Below are 15,115 nucleotides of genomic sequence, written 5' to 3'. Positions count from 1 at the left end.
GGGGCTACAGATGGCTCGCGGCGTAGGTGGCCGCTTGGCTCGTCATCCCGTTCACCGAATAGGACACGTGCGCGAAGGCGTCGTTGCCGTCGCCGCAGATCCCGTCCCCGGGCGCGCACAGCTCAAGGGTCTTGGGCTGATACAGCGGACCGATGGCGATCACCGGCGCGCCGTACTTTTGCAGCCACGGACCCGACGGTGTGCCGAACAGCGTGACCGCGGCGACATGGTTGGCGACGTCCGGCGGCATGGGCTTGGGTACCGCATTGGCCGGCACGCCCGGCGGCACGGAGGCCGACGTCACGAAACCGGCGACGGCCGCGCCCTGGGAATAGCCGCCCAGGACCTCGCGGGTCTTGGGGCAGTTCGCCGCCATCGACTCGATGTGCGAACCCGCGTCACGGATGCCGTCGATGACGGTCAGCGGGAAGTCGCTGTTGCCAAAGTCGGTGCTGGCGGGGTAATTCACCGGATAAACCCCGAGCGTCCGGCCGCCGATCTGACCGCGCAACGCGTCGACGAACGACCCGCCGACGCCGCCGACGCCGGGCGGTTCACCGGAACCGCGGGCGAACACCACCTCTACGTCAGGGCACGGATCGGCCGACACGCCCGGGGCGGGGGCGCCCAACAGTGCAAAGGCGGCCGACGCGGCCGCGACTCCCAGGGATGTCGTGAATCGGCGCATGTTCGTAGACCTTCGCATTGTCGGTGTGCTTTACGTGATATTCGACGCCAGGTCCGCTCTGGATTGCCGCCCTGGCGCGAATTAACCAGCGGGCCGCCCTTCCTGTCGGCGGACCCGCTGGGTCCAGACGATCAACTACCTCTTGAAGGCGTCTTTGACCTTCTCGCCGGCATCCTTCAGGCTCGACTTGGCCCGGTCGGCCCGGCCCTCGTCCCTGGTCCGGTCATCGCCGGTGGCCCGGCCGATGGCTTCCTTCGCCCGGCCGCCGAGATCATCGATCTTGTTCTTTGCCTTGTCTGTAGCGCTCATGGGTTTGTGGCTACCCAGCCGCGGGCCATATCGAAACCGCAGGTCGCCGGGCCTGTCATGATGGACCTCGCCTGTCATGATGGACCTCGCGTGTCATTCTGGACGTTGTGGGCACCGCAGTGGTGGTGGCGATCGTGGCAACCTTGATGTTGTTGGGCATCGGCATCGTGGTCAATCAGCTTTTCCGGCTCAGGAAGTGGTTGAACGCCCCGCCGCCCGACCAACCGCCCGGGGACCATCCCGTCCGCCCCCCGGAATGAGCTGTGTTCAGCGCATTTGCCGGCTGATAGCTTGATCCCGTGATGGCATCGCGCAGGGGATCGACCCTGCTGGTGACCGACGACGGCTTGCCCCGCGGTGTGTCCGGCGCCGCCGACCCCCATTTCGCCAACGTCATCGGCATCTTCGCCCGACTGTTCTTCGGCCGCCGCTTCGGCGGCGGGGCACTGGCCGTCTACATCGACGGCGTGCCCGTCGTCGACGTCTGGACGGGGTGGTCGGACCGGGCGGGCACCGAGCGCTGGACCCCCGACACGGGTGCAATGGTGTTCTCGGCGACCAAGGGCGTCGCGTCGACCGTGATCCACCGACTGGCCGACCGCGGCCTGCTGTCCTATGACGACCCGGTCGCCGAATACTGGCCCGAATTCGCGGCCAACGGGAAGGCCGACATCACCGTCCGCGACGTGTTGCGGCACCGCTCGGGGTTGTCGCACCTGCGGGGCGTCACCAAGACCGAGCTGATGGACCACGCGCTCATGGAGGAGCGCCTGGCCGCCGCGCCCGTCGACCACCTGCGCGGCGTGCAGGCCTACCACGCGCTGACCTACGGATGGCTGCTCTCCGGTCTGGCCCGGGCGGTGACGGGCAAGGGCATGCGGGAGCTGATCCGCCAGGAAATCGCGCGCCCGCTCAACACCGACGGCCTGCACCTCGGCCGCCCGCCCGAAGGAGCGCCGACCCGGGCGGCCCAGATCCTGATACCGCAGGGAAGGCTGCGCGCCCCGGTGTTCAACTTCATCGCGCCGAAGCTGGCGGGCCTGCCGTTCTCGGGCACGCTGGGGGCGATGTACTTTCCCGGCGTCATATCGCTGATCAAGGGCGACACCGAATTCCTGGACGGCGAGGTGCCGGCGGCCAACGGCGTGGTGACCGGCCGCGGGCTGGCCAAGATGTACGCCGCGCTGGCCAACGACGGCCGGATCGACGGCAAGAAGTATCTGTCCGAGGAGTTGGCGCGCGGGCTGGCGGGGCAGCCGCAACGCAAGTGGCCCGACGCAAACATGGTGGTGCCCATGCCATTTCACCTGGGCTACCACGAGTCGCCGGTGCCGGGCCTGCTGAAGGGTTTCGGTCACGTGGGTCTGGGTGGAACCCTCGGCTGGGCCGACCCCGAGTCCGGCAGCGCCTTCGGCTTCGTGCACAACCGGCTGCTGACGCCGTTGCTCTTCGACATGGGATCGTTTGCGGGCCTTGCCGGCCCGCTGCGCAACGCCATCGAGGCCGCCCGCCATCAGGGCCCGCTGGAGGTGCCGCGGTTCGGCGCGCCCTACAAGGCCGCCCGGCGCCGGGCGGCGGTGGCGTCCGGCGGGGGTTAGCCTTTCGCCGATTACACCTTGGCGAAGCCTTTGGGAAGCGTGAGCGGCAGATCGGTGTAGGTGACGATGCCGGGCGGCGCGGCGACGACCGCCGGAATCGCGTTGATGGCGGGCAGCGCCGTCATGATGTGGCCGAGCGTCATAAAGTCCGCGATCGTCTCGGCCTGAAAATACGGAGGCGGCAGGAAGCCGACCTTGGTTGTCACCGTTGGCTGCCCGTCGATCTGGATGACCCAGCCGTCCTGGTCGATCTTCCAGTCGGGCTCGAGCGTCTGCCCCTTGCGCCACCGGACATTGAGGTCGATCAACGTCTTGTCGCCGACGACGCCCTGCCAGCTGATGTAGACGCCCGCGACGCATCCCGCCGGGATGGTCCAGGACGCCATCTCTAGATCGGCTGTGGTCTGGGCGAATTCGGCCACGCAACGGACCGCGTCGAGTTCGACGCCGAGCGCGTCCGCCACCAGGCGCACCGCCTCGCCGAAGATGGCCGTCCCCTGTCGGGCCATGTCCGCCAACTCGGGGTGGTCGATCGGCTGGCCGAAGCCCACCGGCCTCTCGGTGTCCGGCGAGTCGTAGAACGTGGTGTCTGCCGCCTCGATGACCGACACTTTGTCGATCCGGTTGCACACCATCGCCGAGACGATGGCCAGCAGCTCGGCGAAGCCCGGGCTCACCCCGGAGCCGAACATCGTCGACCCGCCCTTCTGGCAGGCGTCGACGATCCGGTCGCGGCCCTCGCCCAGGTTCGCTCCGGTGATGAACGACGCCGTCGTCACCACGTTGACGCCCGCGGACAGGATGCGGACCAGCTCGTCGACGTTGATCCACATGGGGTTGTAGACGACGCAGTCGGGTTTCAGGGCGAGCAGCTCGTCGATGTCGTTGGTGGCGGCGACGCCCAGCGGCGCAATGCCGACGAGGTCGCCGGCGTCGCGGCCGACCTTGTCCGGTGACCAGGCGTAGCAGCCCACCAGTTCGAGCATGGGGTTGTCGGCGATCGACTGCAGCGAGCTCTTGCCCACGTTTCCGGTGTTCCACTGAACGACGCGATAGTTGTTTGGCACTCGCTCAGCATAGGGAGCCGGGTCGCCGCCGCAAAGGTCAGTAGTCGGATTCGCCGGCCAGGATCTCGGCCAGGAACGCGTCGTGCGGCGGCCGGTCCAGCCGCGCCCTGGCCCACCGGCGAACCCGCTCCCGGGTTTCGCGATCCTCCGACAACCCGGTGCCGACGATCACCGACGTCGCCGACCAATCGTGGTCCCAGGCCGCCGCTTCCGTCACCGGGAGCTGCTGGCCGTCGACCAGGGGGAGGATCGCGCCGCCGTGGGCGTCCAGGGCGCCGCTGCCGCTGACGGCACCCGATCGCAGTCGCACCGCGATGCCGGTGGCCGGGTCGGGTCCGATGACGGCCGCCCGCACGACCGCGACCACCGCCGCGTCGGCCATCTGCACGGTCCAGTCGACCGTGTCCTCGCCCGCGTCGAAGATTCCGGACGGAACCGCGGCCCAGCCGATGGACGCGACTCCCCGCGCGATCGGGACGGCGCCGCGGGGAGCCGCGTCCGCGCCCGCGGCCAGCGCATAGTCGTCGCGGTGCCCGCTCGGCGCGCTGAGCTCCACGCTCGGATCATCCAGCGCCTCATACAATTCCGCCCAGCCGTCGTCCACGCCGACCTCGTCGGCGAGCCCCGCGCCGGCCCGCACCAGATCGCGTATCCGCGGATCGCCGCCGCGCAGGTGCGCGATCAGGGCGGCGGCATGCGGTGCCAGCAGCCCCACCACGTCGGAATCGAGGGTGTCGTCGGTGAAGAAGCCCTGCGCCCCGGAGGTCAGCAGCGCGACCTCGACGTCGAGCAGCGCGCGATCGAGGCCCGCGATGCCCTCGACGCGGCTGGCCGGCCACCACCGCCGCAGCCAATGCCCGATCGCGAGCCGCCGCAGCGGGTCGACCGAGCCGGGCACGATGTCGACCCCGGCGAGTTCGATGCCGTGCGGCTCATCTTGCGCACCGTCGACCGCGGTGGCGAGTGCGACGTGTCCGGCTTCGCCCAGGACCCGCCAAAGCCAGTCGGCGCGGGACAAATCGGTGAAGGTGATGCGGGCCGACCCGTCGCCGGGTGGGTCATCGATCGTCCACGACAGCACGCCGCCGCTGACCTCCAGCACCGCAGCCAGCGGCGAATCCGCGGTGGCGGGACCGGTGCTCCACAGTCCGGCATCGGCGACCAGTCTCATCCGGCCACCTGCAATTCCAGCATCGCCTTGATGCGTTGGCGGTGGTCGAGGCTCACCGACCGCGCGACGCCCTCCAGCAGGGAGCGCACCTCGTCGACGTCGTCGCACGGCTCCTGCCAGACGTCGCGCCCGTGCAGCCGCGCCCACAGCCGGCTCAGGTAGGGCTGGGCGTACGCGGCGAGGTCGTCGACCACCTGCCGCTGGCGCGGATGGATGGGGCCGCCCTCGGCGAGGTAGCGCCGGGCGTGCAGCACGTAGGCCTCCTTGCGCAGCCGGGCCTGGATCTGGGCCGCCAGCGCGTAGCGGCTGGACACCGAGGGGTCCAGCGGCGCCAGCTCGACGGCGATCTCGATGCCGGCCACCAGGGTGGCCTGCTTGTCCTCGGACAGCAGCCCCCAGGGCGCCGCGGCGCGGTCGACCTCCTCCTCGCACAGCAGCGGGATGTCGGGCAGCGCGTCGCGGTCCAGCGCGCGGCGCAGCGTGGCGCGCACCCGGTCCACTACGGTTCGATCCAGCGGGCGATCGCTGTCCGAGCCGCCCGCGATCGGGGGTTGCCGTTGCGGCTGAACCGAACTCAAGCCCAGCCCGACGATCGACCACGGCAGCTCGGCCGCCTCGACCCGGGCCAGGGCGCCCAGGTTGTACGGCGTGGCGTCGGCGATCACGGTCGACCAGACCCGTTGCCGGGCGGCCGCGGCGCGGTGGCTGTTGGCCGGCCCCAGCACCGTGCCGAGCTCCGCCAGGAACGGACCGGTGACCGTGTCGCCCGCCCGCACGTCGCGCCAGCTGCGGTCGAGCTGCGCGGCCAGGGCGGCCACGACGTCGGGGTCGGCCACGTATTGGTGCAGCACCTCGATCGCGGTGCGGTCGCGGCCCTGGTGGATGTCGGTGAGCACCGCCGCCGCCGTTTCGCTATCTTGTGGCGCCGGTGGGCCTTTCGTCACCGCGAGCTCGAAGCACACCGGGAAGTACAACTCCTGGGCGTTGCCGGTGCGAATCCGCTGCCTGCGGCGCTCGAGCTTGAGGGTGTCGAACCACGCTGCGGCGGAACGCAGTTCGCGGGCGCTCCCGACGATCAGCTCGTGCATCGCCGCGGCGGTCTCCGGTGCGACGACGGGGGCCGAATACTGCGGGTTGGATCGCAGCCGCAGCACCAGGGGGTCGATGATGCGCTTGACGGTCCGGCTCAGGGGGCCGCCGTCGTCGCTGCTGAGCACCTCGACGCCGGGTCCGATCGCGCGCCACGCCGCCTCGATCACCGACCGGCGTGGGTGGCCCGCGGCGACGACAGTCGCAACCTGCGAATCCGCGCTCATCCCGACAGGATAGGGGCTTCGCAACGATATCCGTAGCCGAAAAGTTGGGTTCGGTAGCCGTTTGGCCATTAGAGCCTGGTGGCATGAAGAAGCTGATCATGCTGCTGTTGGGGGCCATCCAGGGCCTGTTCGCGCCGCGCCGGAGCGCGGCGGGACCCACCGTCGGAGTCGGCACCGTGCGCAACGTCGGCGACGAGCGCCACGTTTTCGTCGAGGTGGTGGCCGTGTCCGGCGAGACGTTCGTCGGGAAACTGGCGTGCTGTGACGGCGACGCGGACGTGTCGATGCTGCGGCCCGGCCTGGTCGTCCTGGTGGCGTTCGATCCCGCTGCCCGCGAGGAGCTTTCGCTGCCCGACGATGTGATGGCCGTCAACGCGTCCTGGCTGGCGTCGATCTGAGTGCGCTAGCGCGCGCCGTCCACCGCGAAACTGACCATGGCGGCCCAATAGAGCGGGCTGGCGGTGATCTCCCCGTCACGCCAGCGGCGCATCTGCGCGCGCTGCCAACGGTTCACCGCACACCCGGCGTCGGCGCCCTCGTGCGCGTCGTCCACGGCGACAACGACATCGGCCATCGGGTCGGCCGCCGCGTCGGCGCCCGCGAACCGTCGATAGGCCGCGGACGTGGGCAGCGACCACAAGGTGGCGCTCACCAACTCGGCGCCGCCCAGGACCATCGCCGCCACCAGGCCGGTCGCCTCGTCGAACTGATAGTCCCCGCCCGATCCGCACGCCAGCAGGGCGACCCGCGGGGGGAGGGGCAGTTGCATGGACATCAGGTCCGACGCGGTCAGCGGGCGATGATCGCCGATGGGCTCGGCGTCCCCGGGAACCTCCGCCGTGCAGGCCAGGTGCAGCGCCGCGCGGTCGGCCTGGCCGTGTGCCGAACTGGCGTGGCCGACATACACGAGCCGGCTCGGGGATCGCGCCAGCTGCTTGGCCAGCCAGACGCGGTCGGCGTCCTGTCGGCGGAACAGCTCGACCGCGTCGTCGACCTCCGGCAGCACCGGCCGGCGGCGCATCAGCCCGGCAAAGTGTTGGGCCAATTGCGTTTCCGCCGCCGGCCTGCCGAGCACCGAGCCGAGGTCGGAGTCCGGGCGCTGCCCGGGCACCCGGGGATCGAGGACCAGCACCGGCGGCCCGTCCCGGCGGGCCTCCCAGCCGGCCGGCGCCCGCGGCGAGTGGACGATGTTGGGCGGTACCGCCATCAGCACGTCGACCAGTTCCATCAGCCGATGCCCGTCGGTGCGGGCGCCGATATCGTCGAGCTGCCAAGGGATCTGGGCGGCCACCCGGCCGCTGGAGGTGATGGCGTCCTGGCGGGCGCGCACGAGCTCTTCCTTGCTCGGCCCCGATTTCGGCACGGCCAGCAGGCCCCACGGGACGCGGGCCAACCGGGCGCTGGGCGAGACGAACAACACCGCGCGCGGGGTGGCCACGCACTCCGTCAGCAGCTGCCAACCGGGCGCGCCGATGAGCAGCACCCCGAGGATGTAGGCCAGCGTCAGCTCGGTGTCCGGCGCCGCGAAGGGACCCGTCGTCAGGGCCCGCTCGATGGCGTCGCGGCGGCTTTCGGTGCCGTTGGGCTCCGGTAGGGCACCGGCCAGTTCCTGCAGGGCGGCCAGCAGGATCGGATCCTCGATCACCGAGTTGACGGTTTTGGCCGGCTGCCCGACGATCCGCAAGCTCCCGTAGGTGACGATCCCGACGTCGGCGAAGCGCAGGACCAGAGTCGGCCGGCCCGTATCACTCATGGCCAGGTGGACCAGGCGGGTTCACCGGCGGTGACCTCGCGGCCGTAGCGCTGCAACGCCAGTTCGCGGTAGTGGCTCAGGATCGGCGCGGCATCCGGCTGCATCTGCAGCGGCGGCAGCGGGCCCAACCGCGTGAGCGAACGGCCACCCCGCGCCGGCGGGCCCGCCGCGGCCAGCGCTTCGCCGTCCTCGATGAGCACCGACGGGGTGGCCATGGACGCCCACTCGCCGATCTTGGCGCGCTCCGGCTCCATGTCGAAAGTCCCTCGGGCGCTGTGGTATTCGACCAGCTCACTGATCAGCTCGGTGTTCTCCCACTCCCACGCGACGGCGAAGGCGCCGGCCAGGATCGGCGCCGAAACGCTGGTCGCCCAGCGCGATCTCGCATCGGCGTCGGCGATCGAATACCGCACCGAGTCGACCGCGAGCGCGGCCGGCACCTTGAGCTCGGCGGCCTGTTCCAGCTTGCTCATGCCGCGCCAGTATTCCGGGGTGCCGATCTCGCCCTTGAGGATGCCCAGCCCCTCGGCCTGCCGCGCCTCGGTTTCCTCCAGCGTCTCGTCGGGATCGCCCGAGCTGTCGAAACCGAGGTCCGCCAACGCATCCGCGCGCCACACGGTGCCTAGGTGGTTGTCGAGCTGGGCGTATTGCAGCCAACTGCTGCGCGGCGAGGAGTCGAGCAGCTCCCGCGCCTGGGCGATCAGCTCGACCGCGTCGGCAAACTTGCTCCAGAAGATGGCGATCCAGCTGCGTTGCAACAGAATACGGTGCAGGTACAGCGGCTTCCCGAGTTCGCGCCAGTGCCGCTCGGCGTGCTCCCAGCACTCGTCGGCCGCCTGCAGGGCGCCAGATCCCAACCGGGTGAATCCCATGTACAGCCAGCAGCGAGCCACGTCGTGGGCCCGGTCATAGCGCGCGATGACCGGGTAGGCCTCCGAGACAAGTTTCTCGGTGCCGTCGTGGTCGGCCGACAACCAGCAGGCCACCGCGCGCTCCAATTGTGTTCTGGCCGTTGCCAGTTCCCAGCCGTTCGCTTGCGCCCGGGCCCCCGCGCGGCGCAGCCAGGGTTCCGCCTCGGCCAGCCGACCGGTCTCGACGCAGAACCTGCCGTACTCGGTGGCCGCGGCCACCCGCAGATAGTCGCCGAATGGGCTGTCACTGCTCAGGCGGTCCGGATCCTGCAGCGCGGCCAGCACCTGCTCCCACAACGGAACCGACTGCACGTGCAGGTCGTCGTCGCAGAGGGCGCTCGCGCACAGCATTTGGGCGTGGGTGACGAGGTAGTCGTGCTCGTCGGCGAGGTCGGCAAGATCGCTCTCGGGGCCGGTGTCCGACAGCGCCGCCAGCGCCGCCGCGGCGCCCTCGTGATCGCCTACGGCCGCGGCCAGGCCCGTTTCCAGAAACTGCGCCCGCCGCGAGTACCGCGCGATCATGTGCGCCACCTCGGCATCGGACATCCGCACCTGTTCGGCGGCCTCCGGCATGTCGCCGGCGGCGATCCCGGAATAGATGGCCAGGCAGTCGCGGATGCGCCGGATAGACTCGCGCACTCCGTCATTCGCCCCGCGCGCCAGGTAGATCTCACCGAGCTGCGCGAGGGCTTCGAGCATCAGATCGTCCCGGTCTTCCCGCTCGATCCGCGGCACCAGCGACAGCAGCAGATCCCGCGCCCGGGTTTCGTCGGCGGCGAACGCCAACCGTCGCGCGTTCTCCAAGTCGCCGGGGATCGACACGGCTGCATCATAAGTCCGACGCCGTGAACGTGGCGAGAAACCGAAGCGGCGGGCGTGTGAGTGAGGGTCCGCCCGCCGCCTCGGCGTTCGGTCGATCAACCGCAGGTCACCTTGATGCTGAAGTCCTTGGTGATCATCCCGGCCATCGGGTTCTTCATGTCGGCGCCCTGAGCCTGGCCGGTGATGGTGTACGTCTTGCCGTCCACCGCCACGTTGGCCGAGCCGACCTTGGCGCCCATGCCGTTGCTGACCGACAAGGCGTTGCCGTCGACAAAGAGCGCCAGCGACTCAACCGCCGGGGGGTTCGCGTCGGTCATCACCACGGCCAGCGCCTGCTGGGGGCCACTGGTGGTGCCGCTGCCGATGTCGATCTTGCCGCCGGTCCTGACGCAGGTCACCGCGGACGGGTTCAGGCCGGGCAGGTCGGTGCCGCCGACCTTGACCTGCGCGTTGGTGCCGGTGCCGGTGGAGGCACTGGGCGCCGCGCTCGACGCGGGGCTGGCTGACTGGCCCCCGCTCGAGCAGCCCACCAGCGCAGAGGCGACGCCGAGGGTTCCAATCGCTCCCACGAGAAGACGTTTCACTGCAGTTCCTTCCTTCATGCGCCGCCCGAGTGGCGTCGTCATGGGCGCAAGTACAGACGGGCCGCCTCGCTACCGATCCCAATTTCGGCGGTCACCCGGTAGGCTGCCTCGACACGCCCACGAAGGGAGACGCGCAATGGCGAGCGTGAAGTGGCTGGAACAGCCTGAGGCGCACGACTTCCCGGCGGCCGCCGACTACCTCGCCTTGCTCGCGGAGCCGGGCACCGCCAACGAGTTGGCCGAAAAGCTGAAGTCCGGAGTCGTCAGCCACAAGAAGGCCAAGGACATCCTGCGGGCGGCGCAGCTGAGGCTGCTTCCCGACGACAACCCGCACGTCGCCGCGGACCTGTCCAAGATCAAGAAAGGGCAGGCGTTGTCACCGATTCTGCTGGTCCGCGGCGACTTCACGGCGGGTGTCCCACTGCAGATCGCCGACGGCTACCACCGGGTGTGCGCGAGCTATCACACCGACGAGAACACCGACATCCCCGTCGTCATCGTGTCATCGTGATCGAGATCGAAGACGCCGGCGCGGTCCGGCTCCTGACCATTTCCTCCGGGCGCGTCAACGCCCTCGACGTCGAGTTGCTCAGGGAGCTGACGGACGCCCTGGGCGAGCTGCAGCACGCCGGTGCGCCCGCGCTGGTGGTCACCGGCGCCGGTCGCGCGTTCAGCGCCGGGGTCGAACTCAACCGCGTGGTGGACGGCGGTGCTTCCTACACCGACCGGCTGATCCCGGCGCTGTCCGAGGCGTTCGAGGCGTTGTTCTGTTACCCGGGCCCGACGGTGGCCGCGATCAACGGGGCCGCCATCGCCGGCGGGTGCGTGCTGGCCTGCGCCTGCGACCGCCGGCTGATCGGCCCGGAAGCCCAGATCGGGGCGACCGAGGTCCGGGTCGGAGTGGCGTTTCCGGTCGCCGCGCTCGAGGTGCTGCGCTACGCGTGCGGGGACCGTGCCGAGGAGGTGGCGCTCGGCGGCGGTGTGTACCGGGGCGAGGAAGCCGTCGCCAACCGGCTGGCCCACCGCGTCGTGGCCGACGATCTCGTCGGGGCGGCGGTGGCGGAGGCCGCCGACCTGGGCGGCGTCCCGACCGACGCCTACCGGCATACGAAGGCGCAGCTGCGGGCCCCGACCCTGGCCCGGATGCGTGAGGGCGCCCTGGTGGACAGCGAGGTGCGCCAGCTGTGGGGCTCGGGCGAGACGCAGCGGCGCATCGCCGCCTACGTCGAGAGCCTTCGGCGCCGCTGAATTACTCGTCGAGCGCGACGCCGCCGCGGGTGCGCCTGCGCCGCATCCGGTGTGAGCCCTTGCCGGTCGGCCGGCGGTTCTGCAATCCGCCCCGCGGCTCGTCGGCAGGTTTTTCGGCTTCGTCGGCTTCTTCGGCGGCCGGTTCGGCTTCCGTCTCGGCCTCGGCGCTGGCCTCGACAGGCTCTTCGGCCTTGTCCGGTTCGTCGGTTTCTGCGGGCTCTTCGGACTCTTCGGTGGCTTCGGCTTCGGTGGCTTCGGCCTCGTCCGCCTTCTTGCGGCGCAGGCCCCGCTTCTTGGGCTGCTTGGCCTTCTTCGGCTTGATCGGTTTCGGCGGAGGCGGCGGCAGCTCGGCGATAAACGACAGGTAGAACGCGAAGATCCCGATCACGCCGATCGCGGCGGCGGCCCCGTAGACCGCGAACAGCCACCGCCCGGCGTGGTCCAGGCTGAGCCAGATCTCGCTAATCGCCGTGCCGATGATGAGCACGCCGGAAAGCACGTGGGCCACGATCGACCAGAGCCTGATCGACAGGGCCAGCTGGGGTGTTCCCAATTCCGGCTTCCGGGTCCGCAACTGGGTGAACACCACCGGCAGGGCGGCCAGGGCCACCAGTGCACCCGTCACGATCCGAAGCGTCGTCCCCAGCGAATGCGTGGTGTCGCCCATCAGTTCAGGCCAGCGGGGCAGCACGAAAAAGAAGTAGAGGACGCCGGCAGCGATCGAAAACGACGCGTGCCACGGTATGGCGACCTTGCGCCCCATACGCCTCCTCATGCTGGTGCGGGGCCGTGTCGGCCCGGTACGCCAGCCTAAAGGCCGTTCAGAACGATTCCAAACAACCCCGTGCGTGGTCGCGCCTCAACCGAGGCCGACCGGTGGCGGAGGATGCGGGATTTGAACCCGCGAGGGCTGTTAACCCAACCCGCGTTCCAGGCGAGCGCCATAGGCCACTAGGCGAATCCTCCGTGGGCCATGGTAACCGAGCGGCGCGCGGTCGCTGCCGGTTGTCGTGGGCTTGGGTATTAGACTCGCCGGAGGACCCCGCGCGGCGTCTATCCTGTGAACTCCCCCAGGGCCGGAAGGCAGCAAGGGTCAATGGGCTCTGTCGGGTGCGCGGGGTCCCCTATGTCCGATGTGTGGCGGACCTCGAATCCAACGTTCGACAGCGAAAGGGCCCATGGTGTCTTTCGATTCCCTCAGCCCTGACGAGCTGGCCGCGGTGCACGCGCGCAACCAGCGGGACTACGCGGAGCTGCAGGCCAAGAAGCTCGCCCTGGACCTGACGCGCGGCAAACCATCCGCCGAGCAGCTCGACCTGTCCAACCCGCTGCTGAGCCTGCCCGGCGACGACTACCGCGACGCCGAGGGCACCGACACCCGTAACTACGGCGGCCTGCACGGCCTGCCCGAACTGCGGGCCATCTTCGGCGAGCTGCTCGGCATCCCGGTGCAGAACCTGATCGCGGGCAACAACTCCAGCCTGGAGCTGATGCACGACCTGGTCGCCTTCTCGATGCTGTACGGCGGGGTCGACTCGCCGCGGCCCTGGAAGGACGAGCCGGCCGTCAAATTCCTGTGCCCCGTGCCGGGCTACGACCGCCACTTCGCCATCACCGAGACCATGGGCATCGACATGATCCCGGTCCCGATGCTGCACGACGGGCCGGACGTCGACCTCATCGAGGAGCTGGTCGCCGTCGACCCCGCGATCAAGGGGATGTGGGCGGTGCCCGTGTTCGGCAACCCGACCGGCATCACCTATTCCTGGGAGACGGTTCGCCGGCTGGTGCAGATGCGCACGGCGGCGCCCGACTTCCGGCTGTTCTGGGACAACGCGTACGCGGTGCACACCCTCACGCACGACTTCATCCGCCAGGTCGACGTGCTGGGCCTGGCGGCGACGGCCGGCAACCCGAACCGGCCGTACGTCTTCGCGTCCACCTCGAAGATCACCTTCGCCGGCGCCGGGGTCAGCTTCCTGGGCGGCTCGCTGGGCAACATCGCCTGGTACCTGCAGTACGCGGGCAAGAAGTCGATCGGCCCGGACAAGGTCAACCAGCTGCGGCACCTGCGCTTCTTCGGCGACGCCGACGGCGTGCGCCTGCAGATGCACCGCCACCAGCAGATCCTGGCGCCCAAGTTCGCGCTGACGCTCGAGATCCTGGACCAGCGGCTGAGCGACTCGAAGATCGCCTCCTGGACCGACCCCAAGGGCGGCTATTTCATCAGCCTCGACGTGCTGCCCGGCACGGCGCGGCGGACCGTCGCCCTGGCCAAGGACGCGGGCATCGCGGTGACCGAGGCGGGCGCGTCGTTCCCGTACCGCAAGGATCCCGAGGACAAGAACATCCGGATCGCGCCGACGTTCCCGTCGCTGCCGGACCTGCGCGACGCGGTCGACGGGCTGGCGACGTGCGCGCTGCTGGCGGCCTCCGAGTCCCTGCTGGCGTCCTCTCCGTCGAGTGTGAGCTGACGGCTTTCCCTGTGCGCCCAGGGCGGAAAAGCCGACGAATTCCCGCCGCACGTTCACACCGAAAGCCGCCCATGCACACTCGACGCCGCCCGGGCTTCAGTCAGCCCGCGCCGGTAGCCTGCTGACCGTGGCCCTCTACCGCAAATACCGACCGGCAACCTTCGCCGAAGTAGTGGGGCAGGAGCACGTCACCGAGCCGCTGTCCATCGCCCTGGAGGCCGGCCGAATCAACCACGCCTACTTGTTTTCCGGGCCGCGCGGCTGCGGGAAGACGTCGTCGGCGCGCATCCTGGCCCGGTCGTTGAACTGTGCGCAGGGCCCGACGGCCACCCCGTGCGGGGTGTGCGAGTCCTGCGTTGCGCTGGCACCCAACGCGCCGGGCAGCATCGACGTGGTGGAGCTCGACGCCGCCAGCCACGGCGGTGTGGACGACACGCGCGAGCTGCGCGACCGCGCGTTCTACGCCCCCGCGCAGTCGCGCTACCGGGTGTTCATCGTCGACGAGGCGCACATGGTGACGACGGCCGGGTTCAACGCGCTGCTCAAGATCGTGGAGGAACCGCCGGAGCACCTCATCTTCATCTTCGCCACCACCGAGCCGGAGAAGGTGCTGCCGACGATCCGGTCGCGCACCCACCACTACCCGTTCCGGCTGCTGCCGCCGAAGACCATGCGGGCGCTGGTCGGGCGGATCTGCGAGCAGGAGGGCGTCGTCGTCGACGACGCGGTGTATCCGCTGGTGATCCGCGCCGGCGGGGGTTCGCCGCGCGACACGCTGTCGGTGCTCGATCAGTTGCTGGCCGGAGCCGAGGGAAATCACGTGACGTATCAGCGGGCGCTGGGCCTGCTGGGCGCCACCGACGTCGCCCTGATCGACGACGCCGTCGACGCGCTGGCCGCCGCGGATGCCGCCGCGTTGTTCGGCGCCGTCGAATCGGTGATCGACGCCGGGCACGACCCGCGCCGCTTCGCCACCGACCTGCTGGAGCGCTTCCGCGATCTCATTGTGCTGCAAGCGGTTCCGGATGCCGTGAGCCGCGGCGTGGTGGACGCGCCCGAGGACGTGCTGGACCGGATGCGCGAGCAGGCGGCGCGCATCGGCCCGGCGACGCTGACCCGCTACGCCGAGGTCGTGCAGGCCGGGCTGGGCGAGATGCGCGGCGCGACGGCGCCG

General features: G+C 70.1%; 16 protein-coding genes, 1 tRNA gene and 1 other RNA gene. 8 read left to right on the top strand and 10 right to left on the bottom strand.

Annotated features, from left to right (window positions below; genetic code table 11):
* Nucleotides 1-4: 4 nt before the first annotated feature.
* Nucleotides 5-706, bottom strand: coding sequence for a cutinase family protein (locus tag A9X00_RS17270; protein WP_067155818.1), 702 nt, complete (start codon nt 704-706; stop codon nt 5-7).
* A 117-nt stretch (nt 707-823) separates the two neighbouring features.
* Nucleotides 824-997, bottom strand: a complete 174-nt coding sequence (locus tag A9X00_RS17265) for a CsbD family protein (protein ID WP_067155815.1) — start codon at nt 995-997, stop codon at nt 824-826.
* Nucleotides 998-1,104: 107 nt separating this feature from the next.
* Here A9X00_RS17265 and A9X00_RS31390 point away from each other — a divergent pair, with 107 nt between their 5' ends.
* Both A9X00_RS31390 and A9X00_RS17260 read left to right on the top strand, forming a co-directional pair.
* Nucleotides 1,105-1,257, top strand: a complete 153-nt coding sequence (locus A9X00_RS31390) for a hypothetical protein (RefSeq protein WP_197515195.1) — start codon at nt 1,105-1,107, stop codon at nt 1,255-1,257.
* Between the two features lie 42 nt (nt 1,258-1,299).
* Nucleotides 1,300-2,595, top strand: a complete 1,296-nt coding sequence (locus A9X00_RS17260) for a serine hydrolase domain-containing protein (protein ID WP_067155812.1) — start codon at nt 1,300-1,302, stop codon at nt 2,593-2,595.
* 11 nt (nt 2,596-2,606) lie between these two features.
* On the opposite strand, the gene A9X00_RS17255 is transcribed toward A9X00_RS17260, so the two are convergent.
* From A9X00_RS17255 to A9X00_RS17245, 3 genes are read right to left on the bottom strand one after another with little or no spacing between them, the layout of a single operon-like run.
* Nucleotides 2,607-3,662, bottom strand: a complete 1,056-nt coding sequence (locus A9X00_RS17255) for a dihydrodipicolinate reductase (RefSeq protein ID WP_067155810.1) — start codon at nt 3,660-3,662, stop codon at nt 2,607-2,609.
* Nucleotides 3,663-3,699: 37 nt separating this feature from the next.
* Entirely contained in the window at nt 3,700-4,833 is a 1,134-nt protein-coding gene (locus A9X00_RS17250) for a hypothetical protein (RefSeq protein ID WP_067155807.1), read from the bottom strand.
* A complete protein-coding gene (locus A9X00_RS17245; RefSeq protein WP_067155804.1) occupies nt 4,830-6,149 on the bottom strand; it encodes a hypothetical protein in 1,320 nt (439 codons plus the stop codon). Before A9X00_RS17245 ends, A9X00_RS17250 begins: the two co-directional genes overlap by 4 nt.
* A 98-nt stretch (nt 6,150-6,247) precedes the next feature.
* On the opposite strand from A9X00_RS17245, the gene A9X00_RS17240 reads away from it, so the two are divergent.
* On the top strand, nt 6,248-6,547 hold the full coding sequence (locus A9X00_RS17240) for a hypothetical protein (RefSeq protein WP_232006867.1): 300 nt from the start codon (nt 6,248-6,250) through the stop codon (nt 6,545-6,547).
* Nucleotides 6,548-6,552: 5 nt separating this feature from the next.
* On the opposite strand, the gene A9X00_RS17235 is transcribed toward A9X00_RS17240, so the two are convergent.
* From A9X00_RS17235 to A9X00_RS17225, 3 genes are all read right to left on the bottom strand, one after another.
* On the bottom strand, nt 6,553-7,902 hold the full coding sequence (locus tag A9X00_RS17235) for a CHAT domain-containing protein (protein WP_067155798.1): 1,350 nt from the start codon (nt 7,900-7,902) through the stop codon (nt 6,553-6,555).
* The gene (locus tag A9X00_RS17230; protein WP_067155795.1) at nt 7,899-9,635 is read right to left on the bottom strand and encodes a hypothetical protein; all 1,737 of its coding nucleotides are present in this window, start codon (nt 9,633-9,635) and stop codon (nt 7,899-7,901) included. The genes A9X00_RS17235 and A9X00_RS17230 overlap by 4 nt, the downstream gene beginning before the upstream one ends.
* Before the next feature lie 95 nt (nt 9,636-9,730).
* On the bottom strand, nt 9,731-10,237 hold the full coding sequence (locus A9X00_RS17225) for a lipoprotein LpqH (protein ID WP_197515197.1): 507 nt from the start codon (nt 10,235-10,237) through the stop codon (nt 9,731-9,733).
* A 118-nt stretch (nt 10,238-10,355) separates the two neighbouring features.
* On the opposite strand from A9X00_RS17225, the gene A9X00_RS17220 reads away from it, so the two are divergent.
* Both A9X00_RS17220 and A9X00_RS17215 read left to right on the top strand, forming a co-directional pair.
* Nucleotides 10,356-10,730, top strand: a complete 375-nt coding sequence (locus tag A9X00_RS17220; RefSeq protein ID WP_067155790.1) for a hypothetical protein — start codon at nt 10,356-10,358, stop codon at nt 10,728-10,730.
* A complete protein-coding gene (locus A9X00_RS17215) occupies nt 10,727-11,467 on the top strand; it encodes an enoyl-CoA hydratase/isomerase family protein (RefSeq protein WP_067155787.1) in 741 nt (246 codons plus the stop codon). The genes A9X00_RS17220 and A9X00_RS17215 overlap by 4 nt, the downstream gene beginning before the upstream one ends.
* A gap of 1 nt (nt 11,468) precedes the next feature.
* Here the strand turns inward: A9X00_RS17215 and A9X00_RS17210 are convergent, their stop codons facing one another.
* Nucleotides 11,469-12,230 carry a hypothetical protein gene (locus A9X00_RS17210; RefSeq protein WP_067155784.1) on the bottom strand — a complete coding sequence of 254 codons (762 nt, stop codon included), beginning with the start codon at nt 12,228-12,230 and terminating at the stop codon, nt 11,469-11,471.
* A 114-nt stretch (nt 12,231-12,344) separates the two neighbouring features.
* Nucleotides 12,345-12,433 (bottom strand) — tRNA-Ser (locus tag A9X00_RS17205).
* 67 nt (nt 12,434-12,500) lie between these two features.
* Between A9X00_RS17205 and ffs the strand changes: the two genes are divergently transcribed.
* The 3 genes from ffs to A9X00_RS17190 all read left to right on the top strand — a co-directional run.
* An RNA gene (ffs, locus tag A9X00_RS17200) (signal recognition particle sRNA small type) lies at nt 12,501-12,597 on the top strand.
* A 51-nt stretch (nt 12,598-12,648) separates the two neighbouring features.
* Nucleotides 12,649-13,941, top strand: a complete 1,293-nt coding sequence (locus A9X00_RS17195; RefSeq protein ID WP_156772144.1) for an aminotransferase class I/II-fold pyridoxal phosphate-dependent enzyme — start codon at nt 12,649-12,651, stop codon at nt 13,939-13,941.
* A 127-nt stretch (nt 13,942-14,068) separates the two neighbouring features.
* A partial coding sequence (locus A9X00_RS17190; RefSeq protein WP_156772143.1) for a DNA polymerase III subunits gamma/tau occupies nt 14,069-15,115 on the top strand: 1,047 nt, incomplete at its 3' end.

The organism is Mycobacterium sp. 1245805.9 (genome assembly GCF_001672915.1).
GTDB lineage: Bacteria > Actinomycetota > Actinomycetes > Mycobacteriales > Mycobacteriaceae > Mycobacterium.
Note: the sequence above shows the minus strand (reverse complement) of the source record. Positions and strands in the feature narration are given on the sequence as shown.

Excerpts from the sequence above, each read along its gene's own strand:
- A9X00_RS17270 (WP_067155818.1), bottom strand. The coding sequence starts at position 706 with ATGCGAAGGTCTACGAACATGCGCCGATTCACGACATCCCTGGGAGTC.
- A9X00_RS17265 (WP_067155815.1), bottom strand. The coding sequence starts at position 997 with ATGAGCGCTACAGACAAGGCAAAGAACAAGATCGATGATCTCGGCGGC.
- A9X00_RS17260 (WP_067155812.1), top strand. The coding sequence starts at position 1,300 with ATGGCATCGCGCAGGGGATCGACCCTGCTGGTGACCGACGACGGCTTG.
- A9X00_RS17250 (WP_067155807.1), bottom strand. The coding sequence starts at position 4,833 with ATGAGACTGGTCGCCGATGCCGGACTGTGGAGCACCGGTCCCGCCACC.
- A9X00_RS17245 (WP_067155804.1), bottom strand. The coding sequence starts at position 6,149 with ATGAGCGCGGATTCGCAGGTTGCGACTGTCGTCGCCGCGGGCCACCCA.
- A9X00_RS17240 (WP_232006867.1), top strand. The coding sequence starts at position 6,248 with ATGCTGCTGTTGGGGGCCATCCAGGGCCTGTTCGCGCCGCGCCGGAGC.
- A9X00_RS17235 (WP_067155798.1), bottom strand. The coding sequence starts at position 7,902 with ATGAGTGATACGGGCCGGCCGACTCTGGTCCTGCGCTTCGCCGACGTC.
- A9X00_RS17225 (WP_197515197.1), bottom strand. The coding sequence starts at position 10,237 with ATGAAGGAAGGAACTGCAGTGAAACGTCTTCTCGTGGGAGCGATTGGA.
- A9X00_RS17220 (WP_067155790.1), top strand. The coding sequence starts at position 10,356 with ATGGCGAGCGTGAAGTGGCTGGAACAGCCTGAGGCGCACGACTTCCCG.
- A9X00_RS17210 (WP_067155784.1), bottom strand. The coding sequence starts at position 12,230 with ATGGGGCGCAAGGTCGCCATACCGTGGCACGCGTCGTTTTCGATCGCT.